14 protein-coding genes are annotated in these 17,234 nt (G+C 46.7%); 7 read left to right on the top strand and 7 right to left on the bottom strand.

The window, feature by feature from the left end; all coding sequences use genetic code 11:
• Positions 1-68: 68 nt before the first annotated feature.
• Together cysC and ACEW9O_RS15520 are read right to left on the bottom strand one after the other, a co-directional pair.
• The gene (gene cysC, locus ACEW9O_RS15525) at positions 69-665 is read right to left on the bottom strand and encodes an adenylyl-sulfate kinase (protein WP_373551090.1); all 597 of its coding nucleotides are present in this window, start codon (positions 663-665) and stop codon (positions 69-71) included.
• A gap of 675 nt (positions 666-1,340) precedes the next feature.
• Positions 1,341-2,921, bottom strand: coding sequence for a fibronectin type III domain-containing protein (locus tag ACEW9O_RS15520; protein WP_373551089.1), 1,581 nt, complete (start codon positions 2,919-2,921; stop codon positions 1,341-1,343).
• 97 nt (positions 2,922-3,018) lie between these two features.
• Between ACEW9O_RS15520 and glyA the strand changes: the two genes are divergently transcribed.
• Complete coding sequence (glyA, locus tag ACEW9O_RS15515; RefSeq protein ID WP_373551088.1) at positions 3,019-4,305, top strand: serine hydroxymethyltransferase; 1,287 nt, start codon at positions 3,019-3,021, stop codon at positions 4,303-4,305.
• Between the two features lie 159 nt (positions 4,306-4,464).
• Entirely contained in the window at positions 4,465-5,445 is a 981-nt protein-coding gene (locus tag ACEW9O_RS15510; protein ID WP_373551087.1) for a D-alanine--D-alanine ligase, read from the top strand.
• Positions 5,446-5,544: 99 nt separating this feature from the next.
• Here the strand turns inward: ACEW9O_RS15510 and ACEW9O_RS15505 are convergent, their stop codons facing one another.
• Positions 5,545-6,861, bottom strand: a complete 1,317-nt coding sequence (locus ACEW9O_RS15505) for a hemolysin family protein (protein ID WP_373551086.1) — start codon at positions 6,859-6,861, stop codon at positions 5,545-5,547.
• A gap of 288 nt (positions 6,862-7,149) precedes the next feature.
• Between ACEW9O_RS15505 and ACEW9O_RS15500 the strand changes: the two genes are divergently transcribed.
• The 3 genes from ACEW9O_RS15500 to ACEW9O_RS15490 all read left to right on the top strand — a co-directional run bounded on the left by ACEW9O_RS15500 (position 7,150) and on the right by ACEW9O_RS15490 (position 10,559).
• Positions 7,150-7,575, top strand: coding sequence for a hypothetical protein (locus tag ACEW9O_RS15500; protein WP_373551085.1), 426 nt, complete (start codon positions 7,150-7,152; stop codon positions 7,573-7,575).
• Between the two features lie 145 nt (positions 7,576-7,720).
• Positions 7,721-9,775 carry a hypothetical protein gene (locus ACEW9O_RS15495; RefSeq protein WP_373551084.1) on the top strand — a complete coding sequence of 685 codons (2,055 nt, stop codon included), beginning with the start codon at positions 7,721-7,723 and terminating at the stop codon, positions 9,773-9,775.
• Positions 9,776-9,911: 136 nt separating this feature from the next.
• Positions 9,912-10,559, top strand: a complete 648-nt coding sequence (locus ACEW9O_RS15490) for a carboxypeptidase-like regulatory domain-containing protein (protein ID WP_373551083.1) — start codon at positions 9,912-9,914, stop codon at positions 10,557-10,559.
• A 123-nt stretch (positions 10,560-10,682) separates the two neighbouring features.
• On the opposite strand, the gene ACEW9O_RS15485 is transcribed toward ACEW9O_RS15490, so the two are convergent.
• Complete coding sequence (locus tag ACEW9O_RS15485) at positions 10,683-10,985, bottom strand: DUF4286 family protein (protein ID WP_373551082.1); 303 nt, start codon at positions 10,983-10,985, stop codon at positions 10,683-10,685.
• A gap of 95 nt (positions 10,986-11,080) precedes the next feature.
• On the opposite strand from ACEW9O_RS15485, the gene ACEW9O_RS15480 reads away from it, so the two are divergent.
• Positions 11,081-13,216 (top strand): endo-1,4-beta-xylanase, encoded by a 2,136-nt coding sequence (locus tag ACEW9O_RS15480; protein ID WP_373551081.1) that lies wholly within the window; start codon positions 11,081-11,083, stop codon positions 13,214-13,216.
• Positions 13,217-13,224: 8 nt separating this feature from the next.
• Here ACEW9O_RS15480 and ACEW9O_RS15475 read toward each other — a convergent pair whose 3' ends face one another.
• From ACEW9O_RS15475 to ACEW9O_RS15465, 3 genes are all read right to left on the bottom strand, one after another.
• Positions 13,225-13,452: a hypothetical protein gene (locus tag ACEW9O_RS15475; protein WP_373551080.1), complete on the bottom strand. Its 228-nt coding sequence runs from the start codon at positions 13,450-13,452 to the stop codon at positions 13,225-13,227.
• A 24-nt stretch (positions 13,453-13,476) separates the two neighbouring features.
• The gene (locus ACEW9O_RS15470) at positions 13,477-14,070 is read right to left on the bottom strand and encodes a C40 family peptidase (protein WP_373551079.1); all 594 of its coding nucleotides are present in this window, start codon (positions 14,068-14,070) and stop codon (positions 13,477-13,479) included.
• A gap of 125 nt (positions 14,071-14,195) precedes the next feature.
• Complete coding sequence (locus tag ACEW9O_RS15465) at positions 14,196-15,302, bottom strand: DegT/DnrJ/EryC1/StrS family aminotransferase (protein ID WP_373551078.1); 1,107 nt, start codon at positions 15,300-15,302, stop codon at positions 14,196-14,198.
• A gap of 212 nt (positions 15,303-15,514) precedes the next feature.
• Between ACEW9O_RS15465 and ACEW9O_RS15460 the strand changes: the two genes are divergently transcribed.
• A complete protein-coding gene (locus ACEW9O_RS15460; RefSeq protein ID WP_373551077.1) occupies positions 15,515-17,233 on the top strand; it encodes an ArnT family glycosyltransferase in 1,719 nt (572 codons plus the stop codon).
• Position 17,234: the final 1 nt, after the last annotated feature.

The raw sequence follows: 17,234 nt of genomic DNA, 5'->3' as shown, positions 1-17,234 counted from the left end.
GGCTACGCTCAGCAACCGGTCACTGAGCGTAGCCGAAGTGCCGGTTGCTGAGCGTAGCCGAAGCACAACTAATAAGTCACTAATGGTCGCAAATACTCCACAATCCGCAGCGCTGAGTCTTCGATACTCATTTGATCGGTGCGAATTTCGAGTTCAGGGTTTTCGGGGGCTTCGTAAGGATCATCAATACCCGTGAATCCTTTAATGAGGCCCGCCCGAGCTTTTTGGTATAAGCCCTTCACATCGCGGGCTTCACACACCTCGATGGGAGCATTGATGTATATTTCAATGAAATCTTCCGAGCCAACAATACTGCGGGCCAAGTCGCGCATTTCACGGGTAGGGCTAATGAAAGAATTGATACAAATGATGCCGCTGTGGAGGTAGAGTTTGGAAATTTCGGCAATACGCCGAATGTTTTCCAGGCGGTCTTCGGAGCTGAAACTCAGGTTGCTGTTGATGCCAAAACGGATGTTGTCACCGTCCAACACCTGGGGCAGATACCCTTCAACAAAAAGTACCCTTTCGAGGTATTTGGCCACGGTACTTTTTCCAGAACCCGATAATCCGGTCAGCCAAAGTACCTTGCTGCGTTGTTGCAGGCGTTCTTCCCGCTCTGAACGTTGGAGCAGTTGATCAAAAATTGGATGAATATGCTCTGCCAAGGACTATTGTTTTCAATTCGTTTGGGTAAATAATGGCGCGAAGATAATATACTCTGTGCTAAATTTCCACAATTTTATGCGATAACATATTGACATTCATTCATTTATTCTTGCGAATGAAACCGTTAAGTTGTGGATTTTGTGGTAGTTATACAGAATAGCTGCGCTGTGGGATTGTAAAAAAGGATGGAAAATTTTCGTTAAAGTAGATTGGAGAGGTAGAGAATTGGATAAAAAGGGAGAAAGAAGTGAGCCGGGGAAGAGCCCCGGCATACTTTCAACCGCTTGAAATTAGAAACACACCAAAATATAATAAATCAAAATCTCATTCAAATTTGCCTGCTCAAAAACTCTTTTTGCGAAAGACCGGTTAAGTTTGGTCACAATGACCCCCTAGACAATCAAATGACTGTCGTATCAACGGTAATCACCCTTACGAGGAACCGTTGATGGTTTCGATTAGTAGACTGTGTTTGCATAGTGCGGGCTTCACAAAAATTTTCAATGCTGTTTTCCTCTTGATACAAAGGTGCAACACATGATAATTTTTCTGCTTAAAAAAAAAGCTTCATTTGTAACTTTGAAAAATATAAAAAATGCAATAAAAAAATCTATATTTAATTGATTGACAATGTTTTTTGTTTTGATGGAAACCCAAAAACGTTACGAAAGCACCTATCTTACAAACTGATAAAATACCACAGATTGACCACCAGAACGCACCACAATCAGGTAACGACCAGCATTAAGTTGGTTTAAATTGAGTTTTTTGGTGTTTTTGCCTGCGGGCAAACTGGCAAATACTTGTTTGTCTACTTCTTTTTTGAGGGTGTTGTACACACAGATTTGGGCTTCTCCTGCTTTGGGTAAGATGAATGGGATATTGACTTCATTGCTGAATGGATCAACGCTGCAAGCAGCCAGTTTGGCCCACTCCTTGTCATTGTTGGCAGACTCGGCGGCTTCGGCTGGACTGAGCGCTAGCACAGGGGGGTGATTGCCAGCAGCGGTTTGCAATGGATTGGCTTTTTTATTCAAAATGGTCAACACGTTTCCATTGCTGGGCTCCCAAAGTTTGATCCCTACGGGTAAAATGAAGGGGCTTTTGCTTTCCTGCACACCCTGAGCCTGATCGGTAACCACGGCCCGTATTTCTACTTTTTCCTGATCCACATAAACCAGGTTAAAGTGGTTGAAGCTTCCACTGTTGCGGGTCCATTTTTTATTGTCGTCGCTGGCGCGTAAGGGAGCACCCCAGCAGCCCTCCCCAATATAAACCGTACCCCGTTCATCATCCCGGATGAAATTTTCAGCGCTGCCGTGCTCCCGTGATACCCGAATGGGGTAAGTCCATTTGGCCACGTGTGAGTCCGATTCCATGGCCAATTGCACTTGGTGGTACAAAAATAGAGGTGCCCAGTTTTGGACCAAATCATCCCGTTCTGATTTTCCGATGGTATGGGGGCGCATGGCGTGGTGGTACTGGGCAAAGCGCCAGATGAAACCCTTGGCACCAGCCAGTTCACGTTCCAACCAGGTTTTTTGATCGCCTCCGCTGGCACCCATGGTGTTGAGGGTCAGCAAACGCAACAGGTTCCCCCCAAAACTAAGTGCATAATAAGCTTCAGGATAGGGGATGTCAAAAACTTCCTGGAGGCTCCGATTGTCCAGTTCATGGTTGCCCCGGGCCACCACCACAGGAAAAATCCGTCCATCGCTGCCTATGGTGTACTGCCAATCGTCGAGCCAAAGTGCCCACTCTGGGCCAGTATCCGTAGCCGTCATGTCACCATTGAACAATACAAACGTGGGGCGAATTTTGGAGACAAGGGTATTGGCGCTGATGCGTGCCTCGCGGTTGTTGCGCGAATCGCCGCCTGAGATGAATGAAAGGCGCTCGGTCGGTACATTCGGCGCAGTGCGAAAGGAATACCTCCTACTCAGCCCTTCACTGTCTTTGATCAGAAAATAATAAAGGGTGTTGGGTTTAAGGCCAGTGAGGCGGGCAAAATGATTGTTGAGTCCACGAGCGACCACGACTTGATCCGGCTTGCGTTTGATTCGATAGGCTTCAGCTTTGAGGCCATTGTCTACTTCATCGTAATGAATCATCGGGGTACTTCCACTCACCTGATCCCAACCAATCACCATGGAAGTAGCGGGATCATCGCGCCACATGGCGCGGAAACGTACGGCTTTAGCCTCCAGGGAAATAGTGTTTACCAGGATACAAATACAAACAACCAATCGGGTCATAAACAATAATTTAAATCTGCACTACATTTCATCGCAATCAAAAGCGAAGATATTGTACTTTTGCGGCTGAATATTCAAAGCGACAATATATTGTACCATGAAGGATACGGTAATTTTTGATTTGATTCATGACGAGTTGGATCGCCAGCGGAAAGGCATAGAGCTAATTGCCTCCGAAAACTTCACCAGCCAGGCGGTGTTGGATGCCATGGGCACTTGTTTGACCAATAAGTACGCTGAAGGTTACCCTGGCAAGCGCTACTACGGCGGTTGTGAAGTGGTGGACAAAATTGAACAAATTGCCATCGACCGGTTGTGCACTTTGTTTGGTGCCGAATATGCCAACGTGCAGCCCCACTCCGGTGCACAGGCCAATGCCGCAGTGTTTTTGGCTTGTTTGAGCCCGGGCGATCGGGTTTTGGGCTTCAACCTGGCGCATGGTGGTCACCTTTCGCACGGTTCTCCGGTCAACTATTCTGGCAAAGTATATGCGGCGCATTTTTATGGCGTAGAGCAAGAAACGGGTTTGATCGACATGGACAAGGTAGAAGCTACCGCCCTGGAAGTACAACCTAAGCTGATTGTTTGTGGTGCCTCTGCTTATGCCCGGGATTGGGATTATGCCCGCTTCCGCGCCATTGCGGATAAGGTAGGTGCCTTGTTGCTGGCCGATATTGCGCACCCGGCAGGTTTGATCGCGGCAGGTTTGTTGAACAACCCCATGGATCATTGCCATATCGTCACTTCTACTACCCACAAAACCCTGCGCGGTCCACGCGGTGGGATCATTATGATGGGTAAAAACTTTGATAACCCTTGGGGTCGTACAACTCAAAAGGGTGAAAAAATCAAAATGTCGGCCATTCTGAACAGTGGTGTATTCCCTGGAATGCAGGGTGGCCCATTGGAGCACGTCATTGCCGCCAAAGCCATTGCTTTCCAGGAAGCACTCCAGCCAGAATTTAAGGAATATGGCCAACAAGTGATGAAAAATGCCCAGGTTATGGCCGATGCCTTTGTTCAAAAAGGCTACAAAGTCATTTCCGGGGGTACCGACAACCACTTGATGCTGATTGATTTACGTTCTAAAAACGTGACTGGTAAAGATGCCGAAAACGCACTGGTTCGTGCCGATATTACGGTGAACAAAAATATGGTCCCTTTTGATACCCAATCGCCGATGGTCACCTCCGGAATCCGGGTAGGTACAGCGGCTATCACCACACGTGGCTTCAATGAAGCAGATTGTTTAAAAGTCATCGATTGGATCGACGCCATTTTGACCGACTATAAAAACGAAACACTCATTCGCGCTACCCGCAATGAGATCAATGCCTACATGGAGAACTTCCCATTGTACGCGGAGCAAGGTGTGATTGCTTAATCAACACAAAGGTTCCATGGCTCCAGAATTCCAAAGTTCCAGGGTTCCATCCGGTCACTGAGCTGGTCACTGAGCGAAGTCGAAGTGCAGTCGAAGTGCCGGATGGAACCCTGGAACTTTGGAACTCTGGAACCTCGGAACCCTGGAACCCAAAAAAACATGCTAAAAGTAGCCATCCTCACTGGCGGCAATGTCGCCGAACGTAGTGTCTCCCTCAAAAGTGCCCAAACGGTATTCAAACACCTCAATGATCAGAAGTACGAAAAGTACGTGATTGAACTAAATGGTACCGTGTTTAGTGAGCAGCAGACGGGGGCAGCGGTCAATCTCAACGACTTCACTTTGCCTACCCCGAATGGAGCCATCAAATTCGATTTGGTGTACCAAATGTTGCATGGCCACCCGGCTGAAGATGGTTGTTTGCAGGGTTACTTCGAAGTGTTGGGGATTCCCTACACGGGTTGCGACGTGATGGCCAGTGCGATTACATTTAACAAACAAGCTTGTAAGGATTTTTTGCGCAGCCACAATATCCCGATGGCACCTTCTAAGGTGTTGCGCAAGGGCGAGGCCATCAATTGGGCTGAGCTGGAAGCCATGGGCATCCCGGTTTTTGTGAAACCCAATAAAAATGGCAGCAGTTACGGTGCTTCCAAGGTGAGTGCTCCGGAACAATTGGCCGGGGCCATTGACCATGCTTTTGAGTACGATGACGAGGTAGTGGTTGAAGGCTTTTTGAAGGGGAATGAGTTTTCCAACGGCGTATTGCGTCGCGACGGCGAAATTGTGGTATTGCCCATCACGGAAATTGTACCCCACAACGAGTTTTTTGACTTCAAAGCCAAATACGAAAACCAAAGCCAGGAGATTACGCCAGCCCGGCTTTCAGCAGACCAAACCGCGCTGGTACAGGGTCAAACCAAACTGATTTACGAAGCCCTGGGTTGCAGGGGCATCTGCCGCTTTGATTACATTCAGGTGGGCGATACCTTCTTTTTTCTGGAAGCGAATACTATTCCTGGTATGTCCGAACAGAGTATCGTGCCGCAGCAGGCGCGGGCGTATGGGTGGAGCATTACGGAGTTGTTGGATGCAGCGATGAATGAAGCGCTGGCGCGTGAGGCCATGAAAAAAATCTAAGGTACAATGAAAAATAAAGATTAGTTCCGGTATGCTGCAGCGTGCATCCGATCGGATTAAGAAAGAAAAATCTCAACTTGAATGTTTTTCGAATAAAAGTTAAAGGTCATCGCCATCACGCATGGGTACATCCAACACGGTTACCTCGATGATCAAAGGACTGTTTTGAATCATATCCACAATTCTTACCTGGTATGGATGAATGATCAGCTCTTGTCCTTCTTCCGGTAGTTCTTCACTGTGTTCCATAATCAAACCAGCCAAGGTAATGTATGACTCACTCTCCGGGAGTGGAGAGGGCAAAAACGCATTAATCTCATCCAATGGATGTTGGGCATGAATGCGGTATACTCTATCAGATATTTTCTCCACGATGGGCATCTCCGTATCTGTTTCATCCTGAATGTCACCAACCAGCTCTTCGATGATGTCTTCCAGGGTTACCAAACCTACCATACCACCAAATTCATTGACTACAATGGCCATTTGATTTTTTTGCTCCTGAAACTGGCGCAAAACCTGGCTGATTTTTTTGCCGGACGAAATGAACAACAACTCGCGGATCATGCTGCGAAAATCGACCTGGCGGTGTTGACTGCGCAGGGTAGCCAACAGGTCTTTGGTCAAAATAAACCCAATGATGTTGTCCATGCTGCCTTCATACACCGGGTACCGCGAGTATCCTTCCTGAATCGCGTAATCAATTGCATCATCGATGGGCATGGCCACATTGATGGCTGCAATTTGGTTGCGGGGCTTGAGCACCTGGCGCACTGTACGGTCATCAAAATCAAACACGTTTTGAATCAGCTCCCGTTCAGAAGCACGAATGGCACCCCCTTCGGCACTCTCGGCAATGATGAGTTTGAGTTCGTCTTCTGAGTGGATTTCAGCGTGAGGTACTGGCTGTATGCCAATCATCCGCAGGATGAAATTGGCAAAACCATTCAGAACGTATATAAATGGCCGAAACACAAAGTAAAAAACCTTGAGTGGCACTGAGGTATACAAAGTGGTGGAAGTCGGGAAACGAATGGCCAGAGACTTAGGGGCCAATTCTCCAAAAACGATGTGCAACACTGTGATGACACTAAAGGCGATGGGTAGCGCAATGCGGTGCGCCAATGCTTCATCTACTTGTATGCGAAGGCCCTCCATGGCCGCCAAAATCAATTTTGTCATGACATCTTCGCCAATCCAGCCTAAGCCCAAACTGGCCAGCGTGATGCCCAACTGGGTTGCTGCCAGATAGCCATCCAAATTGCTGACTACACTTTCCGCAATGCGTCCAGTAAAACTGTTTAAAGCCTTGACTTGAATTTGAGAAATGCGGACTTTGACGATGGCAAATTCCGCCGCAACGAAGAATCCGTTTAATAAAACTAAACAAAGTGTGAGTAATATCTCAGGCCCCATTTTGATCGTTATAACAAGATAAAGCAGCCAGACTCATTGGATGATTTTAGTGTGAGCTGTGCTATTGCTACTTTCCTTGAGATGATTTAGCCACAAAATTAGGGATATTCTTACAACTTTGTGATATTGTTTTCATTCAATAAAAAAATGAATGTTTTTTCAGGCCCGTTTTCGCCCAACAACGGACATGAAAGGCAGCTAAAATTTTACCACAAAATAATTGCGTTAAAATAAGAATAAACCATAATTTGACCATTGAAAATGAGGTTATAAAAACAAATCCTCGGCATGAAATCCCTTTTTTTTACGCTAACCTTGGTTTGCTTTATAGGCATTAATCAACGCTTATCGGCCACTATCATCTGTGCCTCCACAATTGAATGCAATGATTTTCAGCCCAAAAAGAATCGTGATCGACCTAAGTTGAAGACGTATCACCGCCCTGTCAGAGTATTTGCACCCATCAAAGTAGGGCGCGAAGGAATCTGGACAGTATTCACTCTGGTGTTGATTCTCGCAGGATATGTGGGTCTTTTTTTCTTGTCTCGCAATGGTCAAACTCAATTTATGGCCGTCATCTTGGCTTTTCTATTGTTGGTAGAAATGGTCATTATTCTAACGCACCCAATCATTTGGTTGATCCGCTGGATTCGATTGTTGAGTTGGCAATTGGCTTGGCGGAGGCGTTATCGGGCTTGCCCGGGGCAATATTGATGGTGCTGAGTCTTTTTTTTAAATGTCGCTTAAAATTTAAGAATAGTTTCCAAAAGTTTTACACTTTTGGAAAGCTTAAGTATGTAGCATTTTGTGTGCGGCGCAATATTCTCTAACTTCGAGCATTCAAAATCAATCGTCTGCCATGAGCAAAGCGCCCAAAGGAAGGAAAAATACAGGAGGAAAAATGGGTCCTAATAAGCCTACCTCAAACAACCCCTCGAGTTCCAGTGCCATACCTACAGTAGTGGATTCAGGCAATCCGCCTTTGCAGCTACATTTGATTGTTCTGATGGTATTGAGTATTCTGCTTTACACAAATACCCTAGGTCACCAATTTGCGCTCGACGATGCCATTGTCATCACCGACAACATGCACGTTCAAAAGGGTTGGGCAGGGCTGGCCGACATTTTTAACAAAGATACTTTCCACGGTTTTTTTAAAACGGACAAGCAAGGTTTGCTGGAAGGTGGGCGTTATCGTCCCTTCACCCTGGCCATGTTTGCGGTGGAGCTGAGCATTTTTGGCAAAGCCGCCTTTTGGGGGCACTTGTTCAATGTGTTGTGGTATGGACTAACTGGGCTGGTGTTTTATTTGCTAGCGAGTGGCTTGTTTGCCTACCGCTGGAACAAAACCCTGAGTGCTTGGCTAGCCTTTGTGGCAGCATTGCTTTTTGTGGCGCATCCCTTGCATACCGAGGCAGTGGCCAACATCAAAGGACGAGACGAAATTATGGCCTTATTGGGCAGTTTGGCAGCCTTGTATTTTTCACTGCGCAGTTTTCGATCCGGCAATCTGGGTTGGGAAGCGCTGGCCGCAGTGTCTTTTTTGATCGGTATTTTTTCCAAAGAAAATGCCATTACTTTTTTGGCGGTCGTGCCACTCACCTATTGGTTTTTCACCAATGCTTCAATCGCCCAAATCCTGCGGCAGACGGCTCCTTTTTTAGCGATCGCCATCCTGTTTTTGCTGGTGCGTTCAAGTGTATTGCCCAATGCCCAGATTGGCACCGCGTCCAATGAATTGATGAACAACCCTTTCCTGAAACTGGAGGGCACCCAATACGTCCCATTCAGCGGGGCAGAGCGGCAGGCTACGGTGTTTTATACCCTGGGAAAATACATCCAGTTGTTTTTGTTCCCCTACCCACTGACCCACGATTATTACCCCAACCACATCCCACGCATGAGTTGGGGGCAACCTGGGGCGATGCTGAGCTTTTTGTTGTATTTGGGTATGGGGATTGTCGGGGTGATGGGCTTGCGCAAAAAATCGCCCGTTGCGTATGGGCTATTGTTTTATTTGGCCACCCTTTCCATCGTTTCCAACATTTGGCTCGTAGTGGGTACCAACATGTCGGAGCGTTTGATCTTTATGCCCTCGGTGGGTTTATGCTTTGCGCTGGTGGCTTTTTTGGCCAATTTATGGTATGGAAAAGCGCCTCAAACGCAAAGGCCCCAAACCCTTCTGATTGGGATCGGTCTGGTAGCTTTGATTTTTGGTGGCTTGACGATTGTCCGAAATTTTGCCTGGAAAAACAACCTGACGCTCTTTCGCACCGATGCAAAAACCTCGGTCAACAGTGCCAAAGTGCACAACGCATTGGGGGGACAGTTGATTTCGGATTCGGAAAAAATGAAAAACGATTCACTGGGGCGTATTGCCCTCTTGCAAGAGGCGGAAACCCATTTGTTGCAGGCGGTACAAATCCATCCAGGTTACAAAGACGGCTTTTTCCTGCTGGGCACTTGTAATCTGTATTTGGGTAAATATGCCGAATCGGTCAAATACCTCAATGCCTCGTATAGCCTCAACAACAGCGATGCCAATACCAAAAACAACCTGGCAGTGGCTTATCGCCTACTGGGACAGGAGGAAGGAGAAAAACGAGGAAACCTGGCGCAAGCATTGCAGTATTTGCAACAATCCTTGGCTTTGAACCCTAATGATTACACGACGGTGCGTTTATTGGGCGTAGCCAATAGTTTTGGAGGAAACCAACAAGCGGCTTTGGCTTATTTCGAAAAGGCCAGAGATTTGGCACCGAAAAGTGCTGATGCCTGGTTTGAGCTGCAAATGGCGTATCAAAAAGTAGGTGACCTGAGCAAAGCACAGCAAGCCCTGGCTCAAGCGCAACAAATTGATCCTGAGATCGCCCAGAAATTTGCTCAAAAGGGGGCAAATCCCGCGAATAAATAGACTATAAATGGACAATCGTTGGAAAAATTGTAAATTAGCAGTGTCTTAGGGACGGATAAGAAAGATACTTTTATTTTTTCCGTGTCTAAACAAACCTTTCCCCCTTTCGGGAGGTCTTAATAGAAAATCGTTTGGAATGATGATAAAGCGCATCTGGTGGATATTGTTTTTGGTCGGCATCACGAGCTTAGGGGCTGAATTGCAGGCGCAACGAGATTCCAATTTGGTTCAGTTTTCAGGTTTGGTTCTGGACGGAAGCAATGATCAGCTCATCCCCGTCCCCTATACCAACGTGTTTATCAAAGGAAAAAACCGGGGTACTTACTCCGACCTCAAAGGATTTTTCTCCATTGTAGTAGAAAAAGGAGACGTGATTCGTTTTTCCACGGTGGGCTATGAAACGATAGAATACAAAATCCCTAAAGATTTATCGGAGGATCGTTACTCTCTGGTGCAGCTCATGACCCAGGATGTAGTCAACCTGCCCGAAACGGTCATTTTTCCCTGGCCTAGCCGCGATCACTTCCGCCTGGAATTCCTGGCAATGGACGTCACGCCAGAGCTGCAAAAACGCGCTACAGAAAACCTCGCCACAGAATCCTTGAAAAAAGCCGAGGTGGGCACCCGTTTCGACGGCGACGAAAACGCCGACTTCTACCTGCGCCGTCAGGCCAGCAACTACTACTATTATGGGCAAGCGCCCCCTATGAATATCTTCAACCCAATCGCTTGGGGCAAGTTCTTCAAGGCCTGGAAGGATGGGGACTTTAAGAAGAAAGAGTAAATTCTAAAGATGAAAGATAAAAGATGAGAGATGCTACCGCAGAGACTTAGACAGAGGTCATCGTCAAAAACGTTGCGGTAGCATCTCTCATCTTTTATCTTTCATCTCTCATCTTTCATCTTTTCAAACCATTTCCATCAGCGTCCGAAACGCCACATACCGATCCCGATACCGCTCCATATGTTTGCGCTGAAATAGCGCAGCATCCTCCTGCTGGTAGCGTTGAAAAGTTTCCATATCTGGACTATAGTATTGAATGGCGTAGGTTACTCCGTCATCCTCATCGTCGTGCAAGAGGCGACAAACGCGGTGTTCACTGAATTTGCCAGTGGCCATAATTTCTGGCAATTGTACAGTTTTCATCCAGGCCAGCCACTCTTCGTGGATGCTTCCTTCAATTTTTATGGTTTCGTTGTACACAATCATGGTACTTTATTCGATTGACTACTTTTTGGGTAAATGGAAAAGCCATACCTTGAGCTGAGCTGTATTCCCAAAAAACCTGCAACAAGTAGTCCATTATGAAAAAGTTTTTTTTACTCCTGCTCGCTGGATCATTTTTTGTTCAGCTCAATGCACAAAGCGCGTATTACATCAATTTGCAAAATGAATTGAGTAGCAAATATACGCTTTCGGGAGGGTTTTGGTCGCTCCCCGCGGATGAAAATCTAGCCCTCAGTAATTTTGGCGGATATGGCGGCACATTTGGTGCCAGCACTACAACTACCGGACAAAGCTTCACCCGCTTGCGGCAAATGACCATCAGTTCCCCTGGTACGGAAGCCTGGAGCAGCGGCATCAGCTGTAGTAACACCCAAGCCATCACCAAAGGTTCAATCTGCTTGATGGTGATTTGGGTGCGTTCGGCAGGTGCTGAAAAAGCCAAAGTCAATTTATTCCTGGAACGTGCCAATACTTATGAGAAGGAAATTTTCCTCACTACAGAAATTGGCGCGGAGTGGCAGCAGTTCGTTGCCCCTTTTGATGCCGATTTTGACTATGCAGCGCAACAACTCAATTTTGGTTTCCATACCGGGTACAAAGCGCAAAGCATCCAAATTGCCGGGATTGCCTTGATCGATTTTAAAAACAAATACACCATCGATCGTTTCCCCATCGAATTGCACCAAAGTTATGCTGGCTCCGAGGCCAATGCTGCTTGGCGCACTGAAGCCGATCAACGGATTGAACAAATCCGCAAGGCCAATTTTATGCTAAATGTAACGAAGGCGAACGGTGACCCCATAGCTGGCGCGACCGTAAAAATGGAAATGTTGGCACACGAATTCAAATTTGGTTCCGCCATCACCGCCAACCGCATTGCCGGAAACAAACAACAAGACAATACCTACCAGCAAAAAATCTTCGATTTTGACGGCAAAGGCCATGGATTCAACGAAGTGGTTTTTGAAAACGATATGAAATGGGATGCCTGGGAAGAAAAATGGTTTGTCAGCAATGCCGAAGTGGCCAAAGCGACTACCTGGTTGAACGACCGGGGGGTGGCGGTGCGTGGGCACAATTTGGTCTGGCCCGCCTGGCAATACCTGCCCGATGACATGCAATTGAATCAGGGCAATCCAATTTATCTCAAACAACGCATCAATAGCCACTTAACGGAAATTCTGAATTATCCTGGCATCAAAGGGGTGGTCAAAGAATGGGACGTACTCAATGAAATTACCTTCAACGAAGAATTAGCGAAGGCCTTGGCGGGGAGTCCTGGTTATGTTACTGGCCGGGAAATTTACGTCGATATACTGAAAAAAGTAAAAGAAATAGACCCCACAATCAAACTGTACCTCAACGATTACAGCACCATTGACCAAGGCAATTTGCCAGGTAGCGTGGTGTACGAACGTACCAAACAATACCTCAAGGAAATTCAAAATGCGGGCATCAAAATTGACGGCATTGGTTTCCAAGGCCACATCAGTTCAGGCTTGGTTTCGATGTACGATGTCAAAACCACGCTGGATGATTTTTACACCACCTTCGGTGCCCGGGCCAAAATCACCGAATACGACTACGGGAATTTGGTGGGCGATAGCCTCGCCGCCCAGTTCACCGCCGATTTTTTGACGATGTGTTTTAGCCACCCCTCCGTAGATGGTTTTCTGAGTTGGGGTTTTTGGCACGGTGCGCATTGGTTAAGCAATGGCCCTTTTTTCCGTTTGGATTGGTCAATGCGCCCGGCAGGAAGAGCAGTATCGGATTTGTTGTTCAACAAGTGGTGGACCAATACCAGCACTAGCACCAATGCCAGTGGTGTGGCACAAGTACGGGGTTTCAAAGGAAAATATCGAATTACGGTGAGCCTCAACGGCAAAGTGGGTTATGTGGACACATTGAGTTTGAGTGAAAACACCAATCTGGTAGTCAGTCTGCCAACCTCGGTTAGGCTAAATGATCCGAGTAGAGATAAATTCAAGTTGCAATTTAAAAACCCTGTGGAGCGAGGGGCTGTAGTGACGATTAGTTGTTCAGAAACACCCCTCCATGCCGAGCTCATTAGCCTGGAAGGGCGAGTTTTGCAGCAAGTGAATAAACCTGGGTTAAAATTCAACCTGGTTACACCAACTACACCTGGGTTGTATTATTTTAGGGTACAGCTGACTAATGGCCAGTTATGGGCAGAAAAATTATTGGTACACTAGCTAACTATTCACAAAATCTCATTGAAATCATCATCGTCTTTTGCCGCCAATTTATTGATGGTCGGCTGTAAAATCCACACCCCAATCGGGAAAAACCAAACCAGGAAAAACTCTGCAATAAAATCACTGAAAGTGACCTTTCTTTGCAATTCAACCGTTTTGATGGTTTTGGCTACATGATAGATGCAGTAGAATATAAATGAGATGCTGGCTTCGGGGAGTAGAAGGGCTAGCAACAGGGGAATTATTCGACTAGCTGTTTATTTCTTCGCTACCACATCCTTCGCCGAATCGATATACGGTTTCCAATACTTACTCGCCGTGATGTTGTCGACAATTACGCCGCGTGAAGTGGTGCTGTGTACAACTTTAATGCCTTGTTTGTCATTGGAAACAACCAGGGAAACGTGGAAAATTGGCTCGGAGGCGCTGCGGCGGAAAAAAATCAGATCGCCGGGTTTCACCTTAGAAACATCGATGGATTTGCCTTGCAAGGCTTGGTCGCGGGAGCTAGAGGAGATTTTGATGCCATATTTACTCATTACATAAGAGGTAAATCCAGAGCAGTCGAACCCAGTGCTTGGATTTTTACCCGCATATTGGTAGATGGCACCTATCTGGTTTTGGGCAAAAGTAGTGATGTCTTTGCGCAGCAACATTTCTTTGGTAGAAACGGAGGGTGGAACGGGGCCATAATCGGTACCCGGTTTTTCAACGGGGTCCTTCGTCCGGTCTGTCGTCAGATCGCGTAGTACATTGCAACGTACGGCCAACCATACCAAAAGCAGCAAAAACAACAAGCGTTTGGTCTTGAACATCCAGATTTGGAATTTGGTGGGTCGACGTGTGGCCATAAGGTTCTTTTTTGTGTACTATAGCTAACTACGAAAAAGTCTCAAAAAGGTTTCGACAACTAAAACAGCAGATGTACAAGAATTATTTCTTCAGCACGCTAAGCAAGCTAAACTTTAATAAAGTTTTAAGACTGGTAAAATGCGCCGATGGCGTCCACTACCTGATCCAAATGGGCTACTGGCATTCCCGGATAGAGTGGCAAACTCAAGCATTTTTGCGCAATTTGCTCCGCAATGGGAAACTGTCCTCGTTTAAATCCTAAAGGAAAATAAGCCTCCTGCAAATGTGGTGGCAAGGGATAATGAATCAAGGTGCCAATCCCGCGCTCCTGCAAGTAAACCTGCAAGGCATCCCGCCGCTCGGCCAATACCACAAACAAATGCCAAACCGAGGTACAATCTGTGCCAAGCGTGGGTAAGCGCAACTGCTTAATTCCTCGGAGTTGTTCCAAATACCTGTTTGCTAACACTTCCCTTTCCGCATTCCAGCTCGCCAAATGCGCCAATTTGATGCGCAAAATACCCGCTTGCACAGCATCCAAACGCGAGTTTAGCCCTGGCATTTCATTGTAATACCGTTGCCTGGAGCCATAATTACGGTACATTTTGGCAAAGTCGGCCAAAGCGGAGTCGTTGGTAGTTACCGCGCCCGCATCACCCAATGCACCCAGGTTTTTGGTGGGGTAAAAACTCACCCCATTGATTTGCCCAAAACTTCCGGTCAATTTTCCCTGCCAACGTGCCCCATGGGCCTGGGCATTGTCTTCCACTAGGGCCACATCATAACGGGTGGCCAGCTCCATAATTGGCCCCATTTCGCAAGCTTGCCCATAAAGGTGTACGGGCATAATGACACGAGTCCGGGTACTGATAGCGGCTTCAATGCGTTGAGGGTCGATGTTCCAAGTGTGAGGGTCAGGCTCCACCGGAACTGGAATGGCGCCTACCTGTGACACCCCCAACCAGGAAGCGATGTAAGTATTGGAGGGCACAATGACTTCGTCGCCCGGGCCAACCCCTAGCGCTTTTAGTGCGATGTGCAAGGCATCCAGACCATTGGCCACTCCCACACAAAAACGAGTTTGGTTGAATGCGGCGTAAGCCGCCTCAAATGCTTCCACCTCTGGCCCCAACACGTACCAATTGGAATCGTAAAATTTTTGCCAAAAAGCATCAAGCTCCACTTTTAAAGGCTGGTGCATAGGGGCGGAGGAAAAAAAAGGAATTTGCATACAGGTGTACGGTTTGGCTTTGAGTTGGCGCGGTTAATTCACGGCAATTTAATTAACTTGTCGCCTAAATAAGGGCGATAAAAAAATAAGTGTTCATTTTGCCAAGGGATTAGATAAGTAAACGATTCATTTCAAGTGTCTTATTTAATCCCTTGGCTCAGAAAAAATGAACACTTATTTTTGCCCCACTGCTAAGCACACCTATTGACCCAATGGACAAAAATAAAGCAAAGAAAAAACGCCCAAATCCAGGGGCTCCTGCCAACAAACCTATCGCTCAATCTACTGCACCCAGCAAAGTTGACAAGCCCAGTGAACCCTGGAAGCCTGGCATCCTGTTTTGGCTGCACCTTGGCATCATCACGGTTTTTCTGCTGATTCTGCGCCTGAGTTTAATGGATTTGCCTCTGGAGCGCGATGAAAGTGCGTATGCTTATTTGGGTAAAAGAGCAATGGAGGGCTTAGCACCTTATCGGGATTTTTATGAAATGAAACCCCCTTTGTTGTTTTATGGGTATGGACTATTGGATCTGGTTTTTGGGTACAGCCTGGCAGGATTGCGTTGGGGTGCCTGGTTTTTAACCTGGTTGATGTGTGGTGGGACTTATTTGATCGGACGTAGTTTTTTTGGTCCCAAATATGGCTTACTGGCTGCCCTGGTTTTAGCTTTATTCAGTGCGAATCCTTATACCAGTATGGTTTTTGAGGAGTCGGAATTGCTGGTGATGGCACTCGCCTTGTATGGGATTTGGTTTTTGTGCCGATTGTTAAACGAAGCAGGGAATCCCCAGCAGCAGCGTTGGTGGTTAATTGGTGCGGGAGTACTGATTGGCAGTAGTGTGATGGTCAAACAATCTGCGGTGTTTTTCTTGGGCTTTGCAGCTGTAGTTTTGGTTTTATTGGCCGACGGAGATAATTTCAAAGCCCGTTTAGGCAAATTGGTCCGACAAGGGCTTTGGTTTTCGGTGGGGGCGCTCACGCCAGTTTTGCTGTGTGCAGCCATCATTATGGGGTTTGGGGTTTGGGATGAATTTTTGTTCTGGAACCTGGAATATCCTAGACTTTACACTGGGGGAGAAGATAGAAATGCAGAAATCAATCTTTTACAATACAACTTCAACAGTTTGACCCAGCACCAACTGATTTTGTGGGTGTTGGCAGGCCTGGGAGTATTGGCCATTGCTTTGAAAGGAATGAGCAAAAAGGCAAATATTGCTTTACTGGCGCTGGCCCTCTTTTCTTTTTTAACCATTACACCCGGTCAAAGATACTACCTGCACTACTGGATTCAATTTTTACCCGCAGTGGCACTACTTTTTGCCCATTTGTTTTTCAAATTGGAAAAATTGGGCGAAAGGCCCAGTCTTAGCATTGCCAAAAGCTTGAGTTTGCCCTTAGCGGGTTTGTTTTTGCTGATTGGGGTGGCTTTATCCAGTACGCATTGGCTAAAAACCGATTCAAATACCTTGATGCGGAATATGTTTGGGGGGAATCCCTTTGTGGAAGACCAGCTTTTTGCGCGCATCCTTGAAGCACAAATTCAACCCGATGAAACGGTGGCCGTAATGGGTTCTGAGCCCCAAATTTACGTTTACCTCAATCGTAAAGCTCCAAGTCGGCATTTTTATACGGCGTTTTTATCGCGGAAACATCGCTTTACCGAAACCTGGCATAATGAAGCCTTGGAGGGACTCAAAGCGCAAAAACCCGATTACGTGGTGTTCAACATTGTGTCGATGTCCTGGATGTTGAAGCCGGATTCGAACCAGGGTTTTTATCAAAATTCGTATTCCTGGGTCATGGAAAATTACAACCCCGTCGCCTGGGCTGACTATGTGGATTTTTACAACCCCACAATCGTTTCCGATGCGGCAGCGAGTACCTACAAGCCACAAAGTGGGAGTTATGTGATGTTGTTGAAGAAAAAATAAT

This window comes from Haliscomenobacter sp. (assembly GCF_041740695.1).
Classification (GTDB): domain Bacteria; phylum Bacteroidota; class Bacteroidia; order Chitinophagales; family Saprospiraceae; genus Haliscomenobacter.
This window is presented reverse-complemented; position numbering and strand designations above follow the sequence as displayed.

What these genes read in the sequence shown, in the direction of transcription:
- ACEW9O_RS15520 (WP_373551089.1), bottom strand. Translation starts at nt 2,921, where the DNA reads ATGACCCGATTGGTTGTTTGTATTTGTATCCTGGTAAACACTATTTCC.
- ACEW9O_RS15500 (WP_373551085.1), top strand. Translation starts at nt 7,150, where the DNA reads ATGAAATCCCTTTTTTTTACGCTAACCTTGGTTTGCTTTATAGGCATT.
- ACEW9O_RS15480 (WP_373551081.1), top strand. Translation starts at nt 11,081, where the DNA reads ATGAAAAAGTTTTTTTTACTCCTGCTCGCTGGATCATTTTTTGTTCAG.
- ACEW9O_RS15470 (WP_373551079.1), bottom strand. Translation starts at nt 14,070, where the DNA reads ATGGCCACACGTCGACCCACCAAATTCCAAATCTGGATGTTCAAGACC.
- ACEW9O_RS15465 (WP_373551078.1), bottom strand. Translation starts at nt 15,302, where the DNA reads ATGCAAATTCCTTTTTTTTCCTCCGCCCCTATGCACCAGCCTTTAAAA.
- glyA (WP_373551088.1), top strand. Translation starts at nt 3,019, where the DNA reads ATGAAGGATACGGTAATTTTTGATTTGATTCATGACGAGTTGGATCGC.
- ACEW9O_RS15510 (WP_373551087.1), top strand. Translation starts at nt 4,465, where the DNA reads ATGCTAAAAGTAGCCATCCTCACTGGCGGCAATGTCGCCGAACGTAGT.
- ACEW9O_RS15505 (WP_373551086.1), bottom strand. Translation starts at nt 6,861, where the DNA reads ATGGGGCCTGAGATATTACTCACACTTTGTTTAGTTTTATTAAACGGA.
- ACEW9O_RS15490 (WP_373551083.1), top strand. Translation starts at nt 9,912, where the DNA reads ATGATGATAAAGCGCATCTGGTGGATATTGTTTTTGGTCGGCATCACG.
- ACEW9O_RS15495 (WP_373551084.1), top strand. Translation starts at nt 7,721, where the DNA reads ATGAGCAAAGCGCCCAAAGGAAGGAAAAATACAGGAGGAAAAATGGGT.
- ACEW9O_RS15485 (WP_373551082.1), bottom strand. Translation starts at nt 10,985, where the DNA reads ATGATTGTGTACAACGAAACCATAAAAATTGAAGGAAGCATCCACGAA.
- ACEW9O_RS15460 (WP_373551077.1), top strand. Translation starts at nt 15,515, where the DNA reads ATGGACAAAAATAAAGCAAAGAAAAAACGCCCAAATCCAGGGGCTCCT.